At 62.7% G+C, this 16,335-nt stretch carries 17 protein-coding genes; 12 read left to right on the top strand and 5 right to left on the bottom strand.

From position 1 onward, the window contains the following. Positions 1 to 26 precede the first annotated feature (26 nt). The 4 genes from phnD to OCT39_RS01160 all read left to right on the top strand — a co-directional run bounded on the left by phnD (position 27) and on the right by OCT39_RS01160 (position 3,720). The gene (phnD, locus tag OCT39_RS01175) at positions 27 to 911 is read left to right on the top strand and encodes a phosphate/phosphite/phosphonate ABC transporter substrate-binding protein (RefSeq protein ID WP_263585881.1); all 885 of its coding nucleotides are present in this window, start codon (positions 27 to 29) and stop codon (positions 909 to 911) included. A 10-nt stretch (positions 912 to 921) separates the two neighbouring features. Next, positions 922 to 1,722, top strand: a complete 801-nt coding sequence (locus OCT39_RS01170; RefSeq protein WP_263585880.1) for a phosphonate ABC transporter ATP-binding protein — start codon at positions 922 to 924, stop codon at positions 1,720 to 1,722. A gap of 11 nt (positions 1,723 to 1,733) precedes the next feature. After that, positions 1,734 to 2,546: a phosphonate ABC transporter, permease protein PhnE gene (gene phnE, locus OCT39_RS01165; protein ID WP_263585879.1), complete on the top strand. Its 813-nt coding sequence runs from the start codon at positions 1,734 to 1,736 to the stop codon at positions 2,544 to 2,546. Positions 2,547 to 2,640: 94 nt separating this feature from the next. Next, positions 2,641 to 3,720: an aldo/keto reductase gene (locus OCT39_RS01160; RefSeq protein WP_263585878.1), complete on the top strand. Its 1,080-nt coding sequence runs from the start codon at positions 2,641 to 2,643 to the stop codon at positions 3,718 to 3,720. A gap of 107 nt (positions 3,721 to 3,827) precedes the next feature. On the opposite strand, the gene OCT39_RS01155 is transcribed toward OCT39_RS01160, so the two are convergent. Beyond that, positions 3,828 to 4,832, bottom strand: a complete 1,005-nt coding sequence (locus tag OCT39_RS01155; protein WP_263585877.1) for a porin — start codon at positions 4,830 to 4,832, stop codon at positions 3,828 to 3,830. Positions 4,833 to 5,093: 261 nt separating this feature from the next. Continuing rightward, the gene (locus OCT39_RS01150) at positions 5,094 to 5,561 is read right to left on the bottom strand and encodes an Lrp/AsnC family transcriptional regulator (RefSeq protein WP_263585876.1); all 468 of its coding nucleotides are present in this window, start codon (positions 5,559 to 5,561) and stop codon (positions 5,094 to 5,096) included. Between the two features lie 129 nt (positions 5,562 to 5,690). On the opposite strand from OCT39_RS01150, the gene kynU reads away from it, so the two are divergent. From kynU to OCT39_RS01120, 6 genes are all read left to right on the top strand, one after another. Then, positions 5,691 to 6,923 (top strand): kynureninase, encoded by a 1,233-nt coding sequence (gene kynU / locus OCT39_RS01145; RefSeq protein WP_263585875.1) that lies wholly within the window; start codon positions 5,691 to 5,693, stop codon positions 6,921 to 6,923. Beyond that, the gene (locus OCT39_RS01140) at positions 6,923 to 7,789 is read left to right on the top strand and encodes an alpha/beta hydrolase (protein WP_263585874.1); all 867 of its coding nucleotides are present in this window, start codon (positions 6,923 to 6,925) and stop codon (positions 7,787 to 7,789) included. The genes kynU and OCT39_RS01140 overlap by 1 nt, the downstream gene beginning before the upstream one ends. Further along, complete coding sequence (kynA, locus tag OCT39_RS01135) at positions 7,782 to 8,642, top strand: tryptophan 2,3-dioxygenase (RefSeq protein ID WP_263585873.1); 861 nt, start codon at positions 7,782 to 7,784, stop codon at positions 8,640 to 8,642. Before OCT39_RS01140 ends, kynA begins: the two co-directional genes overlap by 8 nt. A 155-nt stretch (positions 8,643 to 8,797) precedes the next feature. After that, the gene (locus tag OCT39_RS01130) at positions 8,798 to 9,961 is read left to right on the top strand and encodes a glycosyltransferase family 4 protein (protein ID WP_263585872.1); all 1,164 of its coding nucleotides are present in this window, start codon (positions 8,798 to 8,800) and stop codon (positions 9,959 to 9,961) included. After that, on the top strand, positions 9,924 to 10,463 hold the full coding sequence (locus OCT39_RS01125) for a phosphatase PAP2 family protein (RefSeq protein ID WP_263585871.1): 540 nt from the start codon (positions 9,924 to 9,926) through the stop codon (positions 10,461 to 10,463). Before OCT39_RS01130 ends, OCT39_RS01125 begins: the two co-directional genes overlap by 38 nt. A 101-nt stretch (positions 10,464 to 10,564) precedes the next feature. Next, positions 10,565 to 12,022, top strand: a complete 1,458-nt coding sequence (locus OCT39_RS01120) for a sodium/glutamate symporter (protein WP_263585870.1) — start codon at positions 10,565 to 10,567, stop codon at positions 12,020 to 12,022. 86 nt (positions 12,023 to 12,108) lie between these two features. Here the strand turns inward: OCT39_RS01120 and OCT39_RS01115 are convergent, their stop codons facing one another. Continuing rightward, positions 12,109 to 12,243 carry a hypothetical protein gene (locus OCT39_RS01115; protein ID WP_263585869.1) on the bottom strand — a complete coding sequence of 45 codons (135 nt, stop codon included), beginning with the start codon at positions 12,241 to 12,243 and terminating at the stop codon, positions 12,109 to 12,111. Positions 12,244 to 13,097: 854 nt separating this feature from the next. Here OCT39_RS01115 and OCT39_RS01110 point away from each other — a divergent pair. Together OCT39_RS01110 and OCT39_RS01105 are read left to right on the top strand one after the other, a co-directional pair. Continuing rightward, positions 13,098 to 13,232: an entericidin A/B family lipoprotein gene (locus OCT39_RS01110; protein WP_263585868.1), complete on the top strand. Its 135-nt coding sequence runs from the start codon at positions 13,098 to 13,100 to the stop codon at positions 13,230 to 13,232. 2 nt (positions 13,233 to 13,234) lie between these two features. Further along, positions 13,235 to 13,750 (top strand): YqiA/YcfP family alpha/beta fold hydrolase, encoded by a 516-nt coding sequence (locus OCT39_RS01105; protein WP_409365784.1) that lies wholly within the window; start codon positions 13,235 to 13,237, stop codon positions 13,748 to 13,750. Between the two features lie 51 nt (positions 13,751 to 13,801). On the opposite strand, the gene ntrC is transcribed toward OCT39_RS01105, so the two are convergent. After that, entirely contained in the window at positions 13,802 to 15,232 is a 1,431-nt protein-coding gene (ntrC, locus tag OCT39_RS01100) for a nitrogen regulation protein NR(I) (RefSeq protein WP_263585866.1), read from the bottom strand. Further along, positions 15,229 to 16,287 carry a nitrogen regulation protein NR(II) gene (gene glnL, locus OCT39_RS01095; protein ID WP_263585865.1) on the bottom strand — a complete coding sequence of 353 codons (1,059 nt, stop codon included), beginning with the start codon at positions 16,285 to 16,287 and terminating at the stop codon, positions 15,229 to 15,231. Before glnL ends, ntrC begins: the two co-directional genes overlap by 4 nt. Positions 16,288 to 16,335 lie beyond the last annotated feature (48 nt).

Raw genomic sequence — 16,335 nt, 5'->3', positions numbered from 1 at the left:
GATACTTCCTTTTGCCGAGAGCTCTCATGAAAAAATCACTGCTTGCCGCTGCTGTTGCCGCTGCCCTTTCGTCCACCGTTTTCTCAGCCGCCGCCTTCGCCGCGGACGACTTGAGCAACGTGTGCCCGAACCCAATTCGCATGGCGGATACCGGCATCGAGGGTATGGGCCCGCTGGCCGAGGCTTTCGGCCCTTTCGCCGAGGCGTTCGAAGCCGCGACCGGCCTCGAGCTTGCCATGTTCAGCCTGAGTAACCGCACCGCCGCCGGCACCGCGCTTGCCTACGACGACGTGGAGCTGGTGTTTGCCGGTCCTGCGGAGTTCGTGCTGTTCGACCGGGAGAGCGATATCGAAATTCTGTTTACCATCGAGCGCCCGCACTACGGCAGCAGCTTTTATGTTCCCGCGGACAGCGATATCGAAACGCTTGCCGACCTGGAAGGCCACCGCGTGGCGCTGAAGGACGTCGGCTCGACCAGCGGCCATATCTTCCCGAGCCAGATGCTGGTGGACGCCGGGCTCGATATCGACCGCGACCTGGACATCATCATGGCGGGGGATGCGCGCATCGCGGCCCTGGTCAACGGTGACGTCGACGCCATGGGCGGCGGCAACCGCGATATAGACGAAATCCAGGCCATGGATCCCACTGGTGAGTACCGCGTAATCGCCCAGAGCGATGCGCTGCCGGGTGATCCGGTCGTGATGCGCGGCTCGCTGGATCAGGCATGCAAGAGCGCGCTGCGCGATACCCTGAGCGACAACGCCGACGAACTCTGGCAGGCACTGATCGCCACCGAGCGCAACGAGGACAAATTCCTGAACCGCGACTCCTCGCTGAGCTTCGACCGTGACAACGCCGACTACGATATCGTCCGCCGCGCCTACGAAGCCGCCGGCATCGCGCTTTGAGCCAGCCGCCATGACCGCCATTTCGACCACCGGCCTCAACAAGCATTACGGCAAGCTCCACGTACTGCGCGGGCTCGATTTGACCGTGGCCCGCGGCGAGTGCGTAATTCTGCTCGGCGCCAACGGCTGCGGCAAATCCACCCTGATGCGCTGCCTGAATGGCCTTACGCCTTTCGAGCAGGGCGAAATCATCATGCTGGGAGAGCCGCTATCGCGGCTTTCCGGGGGTGAGCTGCGCGCGCTTCGCCAGAAAGTGGGCGTGGTGTTCCAGCAGTTCAACCTGGTGCAGAACCTGAGCGTGTTTCAAAACGTGCTGTTCGGGGCGCTGGGCAGGGAGCGGCTGGGGCTTTTATCCACGCTGTCCTCGCTTGCAAGCGAGCCGCTGCGTGAGCGCGCCATGGCCTCGCTCGAACGTGTGGGGCTTGGCCACAAGGCCGAGGCGCGCTGCCGTGAGCTCTCCGGCGGCCAGCAGCAGCGTGTCGCCATTGCGCGCACGCTGATGCAGGACGCCGAGATCATCATCGCCGACGAGCCTATCGCAAGCCTGGACCCCCGGGCGGGCCGTGAAATACTCGATCTGTTGCTGGATGTCGTTATCGAGCGCGGCATGACGGTGCTTTGCACCCTGCATCAGCTCGAACTCGCCAAGCAGTACGGCGATCGCATCGTGGGCATGAAAGCGGGCCGGATAGTGCTGGATACGCCACGCACTACGGCGTCGTGTGATGAGATGCGCGCGCTCTACCAGGGCGACACCCGCGTCGACCAGACCGCCGCGCCGTCCTCACATGGCGCTTTCGCCGCTACCTGACCGAGACGATCATGTCACAGCAATCCTCTACCGCCGGCGCCTCGACGCCGCTACCGCCACGCTTCAAGCGGCCTTCGCTGTTTACCTGGGCGTTGGGCCTTGGCTTTCTGGCGCTTCTTCTTCAGGGGCTTTCGAGCACCAATGTCACCCTGGAGCGGCTTCTACGCGGCGCGGTGAACCTGGGCCATTTCGTTGGTCGCGCCTTTCCACCGAACGTCAGCCGCTTCGACGTGCTCGCCTGGTCGATGTTCGAAACGCTCAATATCGCCATTGTCGGCGTGACCTTTGGGGTGATTCTGAGCGTGCCCTTTGCGCTTCTGGCCGCGCGCAACACCTCGCCCTTCCCCTGGGTGCGCAGTGTGGCACGACTTGTGATCGCCACCATGCGCACCATCCCGGATCTGATCTGGGCGCTGATTTTCGTCGTCGCCGTGGGCCTTGGCCCCATGGCCGGGGTGCTCGCCATCATCATGGACACCATCGGCTTTGCGGCGCGGTTTTTCTCCGAGCGCATCGAGGAGGTTCACCCCGGCCCTTCGGAGGCGCTAAGCGCCACCGGCGCCGGCAAGCTCTCGGTGATCGGCGGGGCGATTTTGCCGGAAACCCTGGCCTCGATGACCGCCACCAGCCTTTATAGCGTCGAAAAGGCGCTGCGCTCGGCGGTTACTCTGGGGCTGGTGGGCGCCGGCGGTATCGGCGTGGAGCTTGCCGCCTCGATGCGCCTTTTCAACTATGACCGGGCGCTGGCCATCATTCTGCTGATTCTGGTGGTGGTGATCGGCTTTGAACAGCTCTCCTCGCAGATTCGCAAGCGTGTCATCTGATCCAAACGGGCCGCTTTGACAAACCCGGCGCATCTCCTAGGCTAATTGCTCGCCTTCAGGCAATACCACTTTCGTTGAGCAGGGATGTGTCGACATGAAATATCGTCCGTTGGGAAATTCAGGCCTGTTGGTCTCGGAAATCGTGCTGGGCACCGTACCGTTTGGCGGCAGCGGCGGCTTCGAGAAGGCGGCGAGCGTCGATGTAAACGGCGCCAAACGCCAGATCGACATGGCCCTCGATGCCGGCGTGAACATGATCGATACCGCCGATCTCTACTCGATGGGCGAGTCCGAGGAGATCGTCGGCAAGGCCCTGGGCGACAAGCGCCAGGACGTCATCCTCGCTTCCAAGGCGCGAAGCCCGCTAGGGGATAACCCCAACCACAGCGGTTTTTCGCGCTATCACCTGATCCAGGCCTGCGAGGCGAGTTTGAAGCGCCTGGGCACCGACCATATCGACCTTTACCAGATCCACAACTGGGACGGCGTCACACCGGTCGAGGAGATGCTCTACGCGCTGGATCACCTGATTCAGAGCGGCAAGATCCGCTACCACGGCACCTCCAACTTCACCGGCTGGCAGATGATGAAGACGCTGGGCAAAGCCGAGTTTCATAACCTGGCGGGGCCCATTAGCCAGCAGATCTACTACACGCCGGAGTCCCGCGAGGCGGAGTACGAGCTGATGCCGTTGGCCATCGACCAGAACGTCGGCACGCTGGTGTGGGGGCCACTGGGTGAAGGGCTCTTCAACGGCAAGGTGCGCCGCGGCCAGAAGGCGCCGGAAGGCACCCGCCAGGGCAACGGCTGGCCGGAGCCCTACGTGCACGACATGGCGCGCGCTTACGACATCATCGAGCTTCTGGCCGAGATCGGCGAAGCCCACGGCGCCTCGATTCCGCGCACCTGCCTGGCCTGGCTGAAAGACCGCCCCGGCGTGACCTCCCTGATCGTCGGCGCACGCAGTGAAGAGCACTTAAAGGACGATCTCGCGGCCGCCGAGATGACGCTCACAGCGGAGGAGGTCGAGCGCATCGAGGCGGCCACGCGCCCGGCGCCGCAGTATCCCTATTGGCACCGGGTGGTGGCCGGTATGGACCGTATCGACAGGGCCGAACAGCCCTTCATCGACGGCTATAAAAAGACCATCGACCAGCGCGACGACGAGCGCTGATGCAAAAAGGCCGGTACGACTGCCCGTACCGGCCAAAAGGATCGATCAACAGTGCCCGCCTACCGGCGCCCTACCTCGGTGAAACGGCGCCAGGGATTACCGGCACGTTAGAAGTAGTAGCGAGCGCCCAGGGCGTAGTAGAGGTCTTCGTCGTCGATCTCATCGACCGAGTCGCGGTCACCGTCGTAAAGCTCCAGGAACACATCGAAATTGTCGGTCAGGTTGTGCAGCGTGCCCAGTGCCCAGGCATTGCGCGTCCCGTCGACGTCGTCGGCATCGATATGGTAGACATCGCCGTAAAAGGCGGTCGCGTTAAAGGCGTAGGTCGCGCCAAGTCCGTAGCGGTCGAACCCACCGCCGTAGACGTCGCTGTCATCGCGGGTTTCAAAGCCTGCGCGCAGCTGGAAATCTTCGGAAACCTCGAAGGCTGCGGTGCCGCCCACGCGGGTCTGGTTGTTGCCGCCACCGCGAATATCGTCGTCCACCACGCCGAGAGCCAGCCGTACCGGACCGGTCGTATAGACCACGCCGCCCTGGGAAGAGACGCCGCTGCCGCGCTCGGTCTGTTCAGCTTCAGTCAGGCCGCGCTCGGAGAAATGCTTGACCGCCAATACGACCTGGAAACCGTTGAGGTTCGGTGACTCGTAACCGATCGAGTCGCCGCGGGCCTGCAGGCCGCCACCGGCAAACTCGTAGCCTTCGGCGACGTACACGTCGAACGGCGTCATGACGTAGTTATCGTAGAAACTGTCGAAGTTGCCTGCGGTGAAGGTACCGAAGGTGTCGCTTTCGATACCGATGTAGCTCTTGCGCACTTCCTTGAAGCCGGGGCGGCTGCGCTCGTCACCGTTGAAGCGCCACTCCAGGCGGCCAAAGGCGGTCAAGTCGCGCGTGACCTGCTGGCTCAGTTTGAAGCCCAGGCGCGAGCTGAAATCACGAAACTCCGCGCCGTTGTCCACACCGTCGCCCACACCACCGCCTTCGAACCCCATGGCGATGCGGCCGTAAAGATCGACTTTCGTGCCGTCTTCGTCATAAACCGTGGCGGCCTGAGCGGTGGCGCCCGCGAACAAACCACCCAGCGTCAGCGCCAGTAGCGTTTTCTTAAACATGAACGTTCCCATTGCAGTGAGCAGCCGTCGTGCTGCCTGATCTTTTAAAAATAAGCGCGTGGCCGGCGCAGTGAATCCGCCACTCGATCAACGGCCTGTCCCTTGGCGATGGAAACCCTAACGGAGTTGTATGACATAAATCTTAACGTTTCATGGATGAGAGAATAAAAATCAACATTTACTAATGTTTTTATTTTTTAATACGAATTAAACATTTAACGCGTAAAGCGGTATGTGAACACGTTTGCGACAAGGCCGTGTTCAGTACATGACCTTGAGCGGGCCGGCTTCCTTGAAGCACTCCAGCGCCACCTGGGTTTCAACGTTCAGTACCCCCGGAATCGGACTCACTACCGACGACAGAAAGTGGGAAAGCTCGGCGAGATCCGCCACCTTCACCTTGAGGATGAAATCGTGGCTTCCGGTGGTGGAGTGGCAATCGATCACTTCGTCGCGGGCCAGCAATGAGGCGATCGTTTCACGCGGTGAGCCCAGCCGTGACTTGTCCATCGATATCGTGATGAACGCCGTCACCATGAGCCCCAGCGCCTCCGGCGCCAGCCGCAAGGCGTGGCCCTGAATGACCCCGTTCGCTTCGAGCCGGGCAATGCGTCGCGAGCACTGGCTGGGGGAGAGGTTCACGCGCTCGGCCAGCTCCGTAAGCGTCTGTCGGGGCGCACGCTGCAGGGTGTGCAGCAAACGGCGATCAAAGGCGTCAGGCGCATACATATTGCATATCTCCTTGGAAAATCTCATTTGCTTTTCATTAACTGCCAATAATACGCAAAACAAAGCAAATCGGCAGCGCGCCGCTCGTCTTACACTAGGGGTGACTCTTCGACACGACAGGATATGCCGATGCGCCCCACGCTCACCGACGCCCAAACGCTGGACGACCAGGACACGCTTGCCGATTTCAAGGCTCACTTCGCCCTGCCCGACGGCATGCTCTACCTCGATGGCAACTCGCTGGGCGCGCAGCCAAACGCCGCCCGCGAGGCCCTCGATGCAACGCGGGACCAGTGGCGCGACTCGTTGATCGGTGGCTGGAACCAGGGCTGGTTCGATGCCCCCGAGCGCCTTGGCAACCTGCTGGCACCGCTGATCGGCGCCAGCGAGGGTGAGGTTCTGGTCAGCGACACCATTACCCTCAACCTGTTCAAGCTGCTGGGCTACATTACCGAGTCCCAGGAGCGCGCCAGGCCGATCATCCTCAGCGAAGGCGGCAACTTCCCCGCCGATGGCTACATCGCCGAGGGGTTCTGCCACAGCGCCGGCTTTGAGCACGGCGTACTGCCCGAAGGTGCAGCGCTTGAGGAGCATCTGAGCGATCAGGTCGCGGTGGTGGTGCTGAGTCAGGTCAACTACCGTACCGGCCAGCTGCGCGACATGGCGGAGGTCAACCGCCGCATTCACGCAAAGGGCGCCGAAGTGATCTGGGATCTGGCCCACTCGGCAGGCGCTTTAGCGGTCGACCTTGCCGGCAGCGGCGCCCGTTACGCTGTGGGCTGCACCTACAAGTACCTCAACGGCGGCCCGGGCGCGCCCGGCTTTGTTTACGTGCGCAGCGATCGCCAGCAGGCCGGATGGCAGCCGCTGTCGGGCTGGCACGGCCACGCCAAGCCTTTCGCCTTTGACGCCGACTACGCGCCCGCCTCGGGGATGACGCGTTTTCGTACCGGCACCCACTCGGCGCTGGCCTACGCCCCGCTCGAAGCCTCATTGAAGCTATGGCAACAGGTGGACATGGCCGCACTACGTGCCAAAAGCCTGGCGCTGACCGATCTGTTTCGCGCCTGCCTTGCCGATCTTTTCGAGGCCCACGGCATCGAGGACATCACGCCCGCCCCGGCCCAGCGCGGAAGCCAGGTGGGCCTGGTGCAGCGTGAGCACGGCTACGCCATCGTGCAGGCATTGATCAAACGCGGCGTGATCGGCGACTACCGCGAGCCCGGGTTGATGCGTTTCGGCTTCACCCCGCTCTATCTCAGCCACGCCGATGTCTGGCACGCCGCCGAGCAGTTCCGCGAGGTCGTCGAGAGCGGCGAGTATCGCGACCCGCGCTTTCAGACCCGCACGGAGGTGACCTGATGCAGGACGGGCCGGGTCTCGAAGAGCAGAATCTCGATGGACAGAATCCTGGTGAACAGAGTCTAGCGGCGCGCGAGCATGCCCACTCGCCCAGCCAGTGGGCGCGCGATGCCGATGCGAGCCTGGCACAGCAGGCCGAACAGGGCCGAACGCTTCGCGAGCGGTACCCGCCCCTGCGCCTGGCCTATGGCGACGCGGACCACGCCTGGCTGCACCTGCATCGCCCGGCGGGCGACGGCCCTTGGCCGCTGATGATCTTTTTTCACGGCGGCTACTGGCAGGCGCTCGACGCTACCGCCACCGACTTCATGGCAGAGCGCTGGCTGGCGCGCGGCTGGGCCTTTGCCTCGTTGAACTACCCGCTGGCCCCGGACGCCTCGCTGGAGACGCAGATTGGGGAGAGCATCCGCGGAGTGCGCTACCTGCTCGATAAGCGCGAGACGCTCGGTTTGAGCGACCGGGTGCGCCTTGGCGGTCACAGCGCCGGCGCGCACCTGGCGCTGATGAGCGGCCTTGCGCCGGCGTGCCGCCAGGCGATCGAAGCCTTGTGGCTGATCAGCGGCGTCTTTGATCTGCGTCCGCTGCTCGGCACCTCGATCGCTCGGCCGCTCGACCTGGATGAGGATCGTGCGACCCGGCTGAGCCCCTTGTGCCTGCCACTGACCGGGCTACCGACGCTGGAGCTGATTCACGGCGAGCAGGACCCGCCGGTGTTTCAGCAGCAGGGCGAGGCGCTGGCGGCGAAGGCCCGCCGCGAGGGCGTGCCGGCAACGGTCACCCTGCTGGCCGAACGTGACCATTTCGACATTCTCGAGTACGCCGATACGGCGCTCGAGCACGACACGGGAGATATTCCCCATGCATAACGATTCGCCGACCCCGTCTGAGCGCGGCGCCGTCAATCTGGACAACGAGCAGCAGGTGCACTGGGACCAGCCCATGAGCTACGGCGAGTACCTGGATCTGGCGCCGCTGCTCACCTGTCAGAACCCGATCAGCGATCAGCACGACGAGATGCTGTTCGTGATCATTCACCAGGTCTCGGAGCTGTGGCTGAAGCAGTGCCTGCACGAGGCCCACGCGGCGGCCAGCGCGATCGAGACCGATGCGCTGCGCCCGGCGTTCAAGATGCTCACCCGGGTGGCACGCATCCAGGCGCAGATGATCAACGCCTGGGAAGTGCTCGCCACCATGACGCCTTCCGACTATCTCGCCTTTCGCGACAGCCTGGGCCAGAGTTCGGGGTTTCAGTCGTACCAGTACCGCGAGCTCGAGTTTCTGCTCGGCAACAAGCACCCCCGCCTGGCCGAAGCGCACCGCCGCCACCCGGCCCACTACCAGCGGCTGCAAGAGGTGCTTGCCGCCCCCAGCCTCTACGATGTCTGCCTGCAGCTGCTGGCGCGGCGAGGCTTCGAGCTGCCGTCGTCGTCGCTTGAGCGCGACTGGTCGACACCCTACGTCGCCTCACCCGAGGTCGAGGCCGCCTGGTCGACCATCTACCGCCACTCGGAGCGCCATTGGGATCTCTACGAGCTTGCCGAGAAGCTGATCGATACCGAGTACAACTTTCACAAATGGCGCTTTAGCCACATGAAAACGGTGGAGCGTATCATCGGCCAGCGCAGCGGCACCGGCGGCACCTCGGGCGTGGGCTATCTCAAAAAAGCGCTGGAGCTGCAGTTCTTTCCAGAGCTTTGGTCGGTGAGAGCCGACCTCTAACCGCCTTCGGCGCCGCCCCGGTACCCGCGCTTTAATAGCGCGTCAGGGGCCCGGCGAGCGGCGTTGGCCTGTCACGCGTTCGTCACCTGATTGTCCCGTCGCTGTCATCGTCTCTTGCCACACTGGGAGCACACCTTGGGCAGGGGACGAAAGCGATGCGGCTTTGTATTGTGAGTGAAACCTGGGCACCGGATATCAACGGTGTGGCCCATACGCTCAATCGCCTGGCCTGCGAGCTCGACCGCCTGGACGTTCAGGTCGATGTCGTGCGCCCCGCCCCGCGTGCCCAAAAGCCGCGATCGACGCCGGGGGAAGAGCTTCAGGTTTACCGGCTGCCGCTACCCGGCTACGCCGAGGTTCAGGTGGGCCTGGCAACGCCTGGAATGCTCACGCGATTCTGGAAAAAGCATCCACCGGATGCGGTTTATCTCGCCACACAAGGCCCGCTGGGGCTGGCCGCCCGGCGGGCAGCGCGCAAGCTCGGCATCGTTTGCGTGGCGGGCTGGCACACCAACTTCGACCACTACTGCCATGACTACGGCATCGGCTGGCTGAGCGCGGCGACCCTTCGCTACCTGCGTCACTTCCACAACGGCTGCGCGCTGACGCTGGTGCCTACCCACGCCCAGGCCCGCACCCTGCACAAGGCGGGCATTCGCGATGTCAGCGTGCTCTCCCGCGGGATCGACGGCGAGCACTTCTCGCCGGCCCACCGCGACGACACCCTACGCGATCAGTGGGGTGTGAACGAGCACCAGAGCGTGGCGCTCTACGCCGGGCGACTGGCGGCAGAGAAAAACCTGACGCTGCTGGTCGAGACCTTTCAGGCCATGCGCGAGGTGCGCCCGGACATGGCGCAGGTGATCGTCGGCGACGGCCCGGCGCGGGCGCAGTTGCAAAAGGCGCTCCCCCAGGCCCACTTCACCGGCTTTCTGGATCAGCCGAGTCTCGCTCGCCACTACGCCAGCGCCGATATCTTCGTGTTTCCCTCGCTTTCCGAAACCTGGGGTAACGTGATCACCGAGGCCATGGCCAGCGGCCTGGCGGTAGTGGCCTTCGATCACGCCGCCAGCGCCGAGCTGATTCGGCACGGCCATAACGGCCTGAGTATCGCCCCCGACGACCCCAGGGGGTTTCATCAGGCCGCCGCCGAACTCTGCCAGCACCCGGCCGACTACGCGCGCCTGGGCCGAACGGCCCGGCTCAGCGTGCTGGAGCACAGCTGGAGCGGCATCGCCGAACAGTTCAAGCGTTACCTGCATACCGCCCAGGAGGCCCATCATGCGCTCTCGCCCGCTTGTCGCATTCGATCGTCTTGATACGTGGGAGTGGCGCTTTTGCCAGCGCGTCACTCGGCTTTCGCTGAACCCGGTGTGGCGGCGCGTACTGCAAACCGCCAGCCGGCTGGGCGATTGGCCGGTGTGGGTGGCGCTCATTGCCGCCCAACCCTGGCTCACCCCGAACGGCAGCCAGCGGATGCTGCAGTACAGCGCCATCGCGCTGCTGGCGCTGACGGTGTACCGGCTGATCAAGACCCGGCTTTGCCGCGAGCGCCCGTTCATCACCTATCTGGGCGGCGTTCACTGCGGCGAACCCGCCCGCGACCGCTACAGCTTTCCAAGCGGGCACACCATGCACGCGGTGATGTTCAGTGTGATGGTCGCCGCCCACACGCCCTGGCTTCTGGTCGTCGTGTTGCCGTTAAGCACGCTGATCGCGATTTCGCGAGTAGGGCTTGGGCTTCATTACGCAAGCGATGTGCTGGCGGGCGCGCTGATCGGCTACGGCTTTGCGCTGCTCAGCCTTTATCTGGTGCCCTGATAGCGCTTTGATTAAAAAACCACTACGGTTAACTCACTCGGAGTGCTTACGTATTCTTTAGCGGCGTAAGGCGCCCCTCCTGCTCATCAGGGAGTGATGACATGACCATGACCGTCGGTGACCTCTTCGTTGCGCTGGTCCTCATTGGGCTGGCGCTTCTACTCAGCAACGCCCTTCGTCTGAAAATCGGCTGGCTCAGACGCCTTTTCCTTCCAAGCTCCGTGATCGCCGGCCTGCTGCTCCTGCTGATGGGCCCGGACGTGCTCGGCCGCTTCATGCCCGAAGTGTTCGAAGAAAGCGCAGGGCTTTTTCCCGCTTACGTGCAGGAAAGCTGGGCATCGCTGCCCGGGCTTTTGATCAACGTGGTGTTCGCGGCGCTGTTCATCGGCAAGACCATTCCCGGCATTAAAACGATCTGGATGCGCGCCGGCCCCCAGGTCGTGGTGGGACAGACCATGGCCTGGGGGCAATACGTGGTGGGGCTGTCACTTGCGCTTTTGGTACTGGCCCCGGTGTTTGGCATGAACCCCATGGCCGGAGCGCTGATCGAAATCGGCTTCGAAGGCGGCCACGGCACCGCCGCCGGCATGGGCGACACCTTCGCGGAGCTGGGTTTCGAGGAGGGCGCGGATCTCGCGCTCGGGCTTGCCACGGTCGGGATCGTCTCTGGCGTACTGATCGGCACGCTGATGATCAATATCGCCGCGCGCCGCGGCGTCGTGACGCCAGAAAAGCAGCAAGAGGAGGGAGCGCCAGACGAGACCCTTCGCGACGAAGAGCGCCCGTCGGCCGGTGAGTTCAGCGAATTCAAAAAGGATCTGACCCAGGAAGCCGGCACCACCGACCCGCTGAGCCTGCATATCGGGCTGGTCGGGGTGGCGATCGTGATCGGCTGGCTGCTGCTGTCCGGGCTTCAATGGATCGAGCAGGTGACCTGGGCGCAAAACGGCGGGCTCGAAATTCTGGCTCACGTACCGCTTTTCCCCATCGCCATGATCGGCGGGGTGATCGTACAGCTGATCGTCATGCGCTTTAATCTGGAGCGCCATGTCTCCACCCGCACCATGTCGCGTATCGCGGGCACTGCGCTTGATTTCACCATCGTGGCGGCACTGGCTACGCTGTCGTTGACCACGCTCAGCGAGTACCTGATTCCCTTTTTGCTGCTGGCCTTTGCCGGCATCGCCTGGGGGCTTTTCGTGCTGATCGTGCTGGCGCCGCGCATCATTCCCCACCACTGGTTCGAGCGTGGCATCGGCGACTTCGGCCAATCCATGGGGGTCACGGTAACGGGGCTTCTGCTCATGCGTATGGCCGACCCCAAAAACGAATCCGGCGCCCTCGAAAGCTTTGGTTACAAGCAGCTGATGTTCGAGCCGATCGTGGGTGGGGGGCTGTTCACCGCCGCCGCCCTGCCCCTGATCGCCGAATTCGGCGCGCTCGCCGTCTTGATTCTTACCACCGTGCTAACGCTTGGCTGGTTGGCGTTTGGCCTTCTGTACTTCGGGCGCATGGTACCTGATCGCGGCAAGGGGCGCTGGCAAGGCAGTCAGCGCTGAAAAGCGCCCAACGAAACGACTGGCGCCCGCAAACGCGGGCGCCAGTCGTTGAAAGTGGGTAATGGCGGATAAAAGAAAATGAAGGCTTACTTGAGATCAGGCGGGAGGTCGTCGAGCTTTTCCTGAGCCGTTCTGGATGAGGTCTTGACCATGACGTAAACACCCACCCCGGAAAACCCTAAAAACAAAATAAACATGACGAACATGAGAGCCATTGCCATGACGCTTGTCCCTGAGTAGGCAGCTGAACGTTGACGTTTTCTAGCTGCTGGGTTGGTTTATCCCTGAGGATAGACCAAAACGGGATACCCATCCGTATAAAATTTTATACAGACACTTCCCTACCACCACTCGATGAACAAATGCGTATAAATATCAGATCATTAGCACTTTCCTGTGAACGCAAAAAAGCCATCTCGTAAAAACGAAATGGCCAGTTTGCATCGCCGCCGCTCCCTGGCCGTGATGTCGGCGCCGCCTTGCGCCGATAAGAGTGAGCAGACTAGTGTCCGTAAAAATCCGTTTCCCTTTGGCTCCATGCCATCCTGTCTCTTCTGTAGCCTGCTCAAACCGATTAAGCTTCACTAACTCATTGCGGCAGCTCTTGACTTGATACTGCAGGGAGCGGGCCAACATCGAATTAAAAACAATAAAACTCTTATTTATCATAACCCTGAAGCATCGAACTGCTTTACACCATCGAACTCAACAGTGCCTATAACGGCTTTTAATCTGTATAGATGTGGCACATGCGACAATAACGACGGCCCGGCACGACACGTTGGCTCAGTGCCGAGCGGCCTTTCGATTTATTCGCAGTAAGCCGTGATCTCAAAGTTGCATGGATGCCCGCGCGCTCACTTGGCAGTCCCTCTACTGATCAGACTCGAAAAGCAGCGGTTTTAGCCGCGCTTTTCGATGCATGAAAGCCGTAAGTTTTGCTTACCAAAGCGGGCATTGCTGGCTAAAGTTAGCCAAGGCAGCCTTTCAAATGAGGCGGCCATCGCCCGGCTCCATGCGCCTGCCGGTAAAGGCTTTTCGCACAACGACGATTTTTAACGACGGATACACACCAATGAAACGCTCTATTGCTTTGGGTCTTTCGCTGTTGATGACGCTTCTCATGGTAAGTGGCTGCAATACGTTTCAGGGAATGGGCCGCGATATCGAACAGGGAGGCAAGGTCGTTCAGGACGCGGCGGAGGATTAATGCTGACCCATGTCTATCTATCCCACGGGCTCGAAAGCGGGCCCGAGGCGCTGAAAGTACAGGCGCTCAAGCGCGTCGTGGAAGCCCGTGAGGATTGCGAGGCGGTCGTGATGGACTATCGCGACCAGCCAAGTCATCAGGCGCGCTTTACTCACCTGCTGGCGACGCTTGAAACCCGCGGCGACGACCCGGCTCACTGCATCATGGCCGGGTCGAGTCTGGGCGGTTTTTTGAGCGCCGCCGTCAGCCAGCGCCACCCGATACTCGGGTGCTTTTTATTGGCGCCGGCGCTCGGCATGCCGGACTACCCTGAAACCACGGTCACGCTTGGCGCCCGCCACACTCACATCATTCACGGCTGGCGTGACGACGTGGTGCCTTGTGAGCCTGTGATCGAGCACGCCCACCGCCAGCGGCTGTCGCTTCGCATGGTGGACGACGACCACCGCCTGCACGCGAGCCTTCCGCTGATTCTGCGCGATTTCGAGCAGTTTCTGGCGCTTTGCCAAACAGCGTAAGCCCTCACCTTACGTCACGTATCGGTCTGACGGCATGCCAAGCGGCTCGCCTCAAGCCTCGTCGGCCAGCGCCGGCAGCAGCGTTTTCAGCTTGCGGGTGAGCGTGTTGCGCCCCCATCCCAAAAGCTCGGCGGCCTCGCCCTTGCGCCCGCCGGTATGTTTGAGCGCGGTTTCGATCAGGATCCGCTCGAAATCCGGCACCGCCTCCTCCAGCAGGTGCGTATGGCCTTCGGCCAACGCGTGATCCGCCCAACCACGAAACGCGCTGCGCCAGTCGCCCTGCGCGCTGACTGACGAAGCGCCCACGGTGCGAAGTTCCGGCGGTAAATCCTCGATCAGAATTTCGCGGCCCGACGCCATGACCGTAAGCCACCGGCAGATATTTTCGAGCTGACGCACGTTGCCCGGCCAGTCCAGTTTGGTCAGGTGCGTTTCGGCATCAGAAGTGAGCACCTTGATGTCCGTGGCGAGCTCCTTGGCAGCCTCGGCGAGAAAGTGGCGCGTAAGCCTGGGGATGTCCTCGCGGCGCTCGGAAAGCCTGGGCAGGTGCACGCGAATGACGTTCAAGCGGTGAAACAGATCCTCGCGAAAACGCCCTTCGTCAACCAGCGACTCCAGGTTCTGGTGCGTCGCGGCGATGATGCGCACGTCCACCTTCACCGAGGTGTGCCCACCGACGCGGTAGAACTCGCCGTCGGCCAGCACGCGCAGAAGCCGCGTCTGGGTTTCCGCGGGCATGTCGCCGATCTCGTCGAGAAACAGCGTGCCGCCGTTGGCCTGCTCGAAGCGCCCCTGGCGCAGGGCGTTGGCGCCGGTAAAGGCACCCTTCTCGTGGCCGAACAGCTCGGATTCGATCAGGTCACGGGGAATGGCGGCCATGTTCAGCGCGATGAACGGCTTGCCGGCCCGAGGGCTGTGCTGGTGAAGCGCCTGGGCGACTCGCTCCTTGCCGGTGCCGGATTCGCCGTTGATCAAGACGGTGATATGCGAGTGCGACAGCCGGCCGATGGCGCGAAACACCTCCTGCATGGCGGGCGCTTCGCCGATGATCTCGGCGTTGAGCCCCTCCGGCACGCTCACCGGGCGCTGGCGCTCACGGGCGTGGGCCACGGCGCGGCGCACCAGCGCCAGCGCCTCGTCCACATCGAAAGGCTTGGGCAGGTACTCGAACGCCCCGCCCTGGTAGGAGGCCACGGCGCTGTCCAGATCCGAGTGGGCGGTCATGACGATGACCGGCAAATCCGGATGAGCTTCACGTACGCGCGACATCAAATCCAACCCGTCGATGCCCGGCATGCGGATATCGGTGACCAGCACGTCCGGCGGGTCGTTCAAAAGCCGCTCGAGGGCGGTGTCGGCGCGTTCGATACATTCCACGTCAAGGTCCGGCTGCGCCAGGGCGCGCTCCAGCACCCAGCGAATGGCGCGGTCATCGTCGACGATGATGACCCGTGAAACATCGGCGTGTGTCGTCTCAGTCATGACGCGTCTCCGGTAAGAGGATTAACCAGCGGAATTAAAAGACGAAACTCAGTCCGTCCCGGGTGTGAGTCGCATTCGATCAATCCGTGATGTTGATGCAGAATCGACTGAGCGATCGAGAGGCCCAGGCCGCTGCCTTCCGCGCGCCCGGAGACCATGGGGTAAAACAGCGTGGCGCGCAGGGCTTCCGGAATGCCGGGGCCGTTGTCGATCAGGCCTACCTCACTGACCAGCCGGTGGCGCTCCGCGCCCAGGGTGAACTGGCGCTTGGCGCGGGTGCGCAGCACCAGCTCCGGCGCCTCGACCTGGGCTTCGGTCATCGCCTGCACGGCGTTGCGCGCCACGTTCAGCACCGCCTGAATCATCTGCGACTCGTCGCCGGAGAGCTCTGGCAGGCTCGGGTCGTAGTCGCGGGTGATGGTCACCGTCGGGTGTTCGGCCAGCAGCAGCGCCCGCACCCGCTCCAGAATCTTGTGAATATTGACCGGGGCATGGCGAGTCATACGATTCGGGCCGAGCATCGAATCTACCAGGTCCTTCAGCCGGTCGACCTCTTCGACGATGATACGGGTGTACTCGCGCAGCGCCGGATCATCAAGATCGCGCTCCAATAGTTGGGCGGCGCCGCGAATACCGCCCAGCGGGTTTTTCACCTCGTGGGCCAGGCCCCGAGCCAGCACCTTGATGGTCTCCTGGCGGGTCGTCAGCGCCTCCTCGCGGGAGATCTGCATCAAACGGTCGCGGGGTTCGACTTCCAGCAGCAATTCATCCGCCGAGAGCGGCGTGACCGTGTAGTCCACCGTGAGCGGCTCGCCGTTGAGCGGCGTAATGCGCGCCTCGCGCTGGGTGTAGGGATGAAAGGCGTCGCGCGCCTTGGCCAACACGCTATCGACGCTTTCGCCGCAGCCCAAAAGGGTATCCAGGCTCATGCCCTTCACGCGGCTGATACTCACGGCCAACAGCGCTTCAGCGGCAGGGTTCATCCAGCCAACGCGCAGTTCACCATCCAGCAGCAGCACGGCGGTGGTGAGATGTTCGAGTAAACGCTGATACATGGCGTGTCCTGAGGGGCCTTGGGTAAGTCGCGTGGTGCTGCGAGGTTC

The organism is Halomonas sp. GD1P12, assembly GCF_025725645.1.
Classification (GTDB): domain Bacteria; phylum Pseudomonadota; class Gammaproteobacteria; order Pseudomonadales; family Halomonadaceae; genus Vreelandella.
Note: the sequence above shows the minus strand (reverse complement) of the source record. Positions and strands in the feature narration are given on the sequence as shown.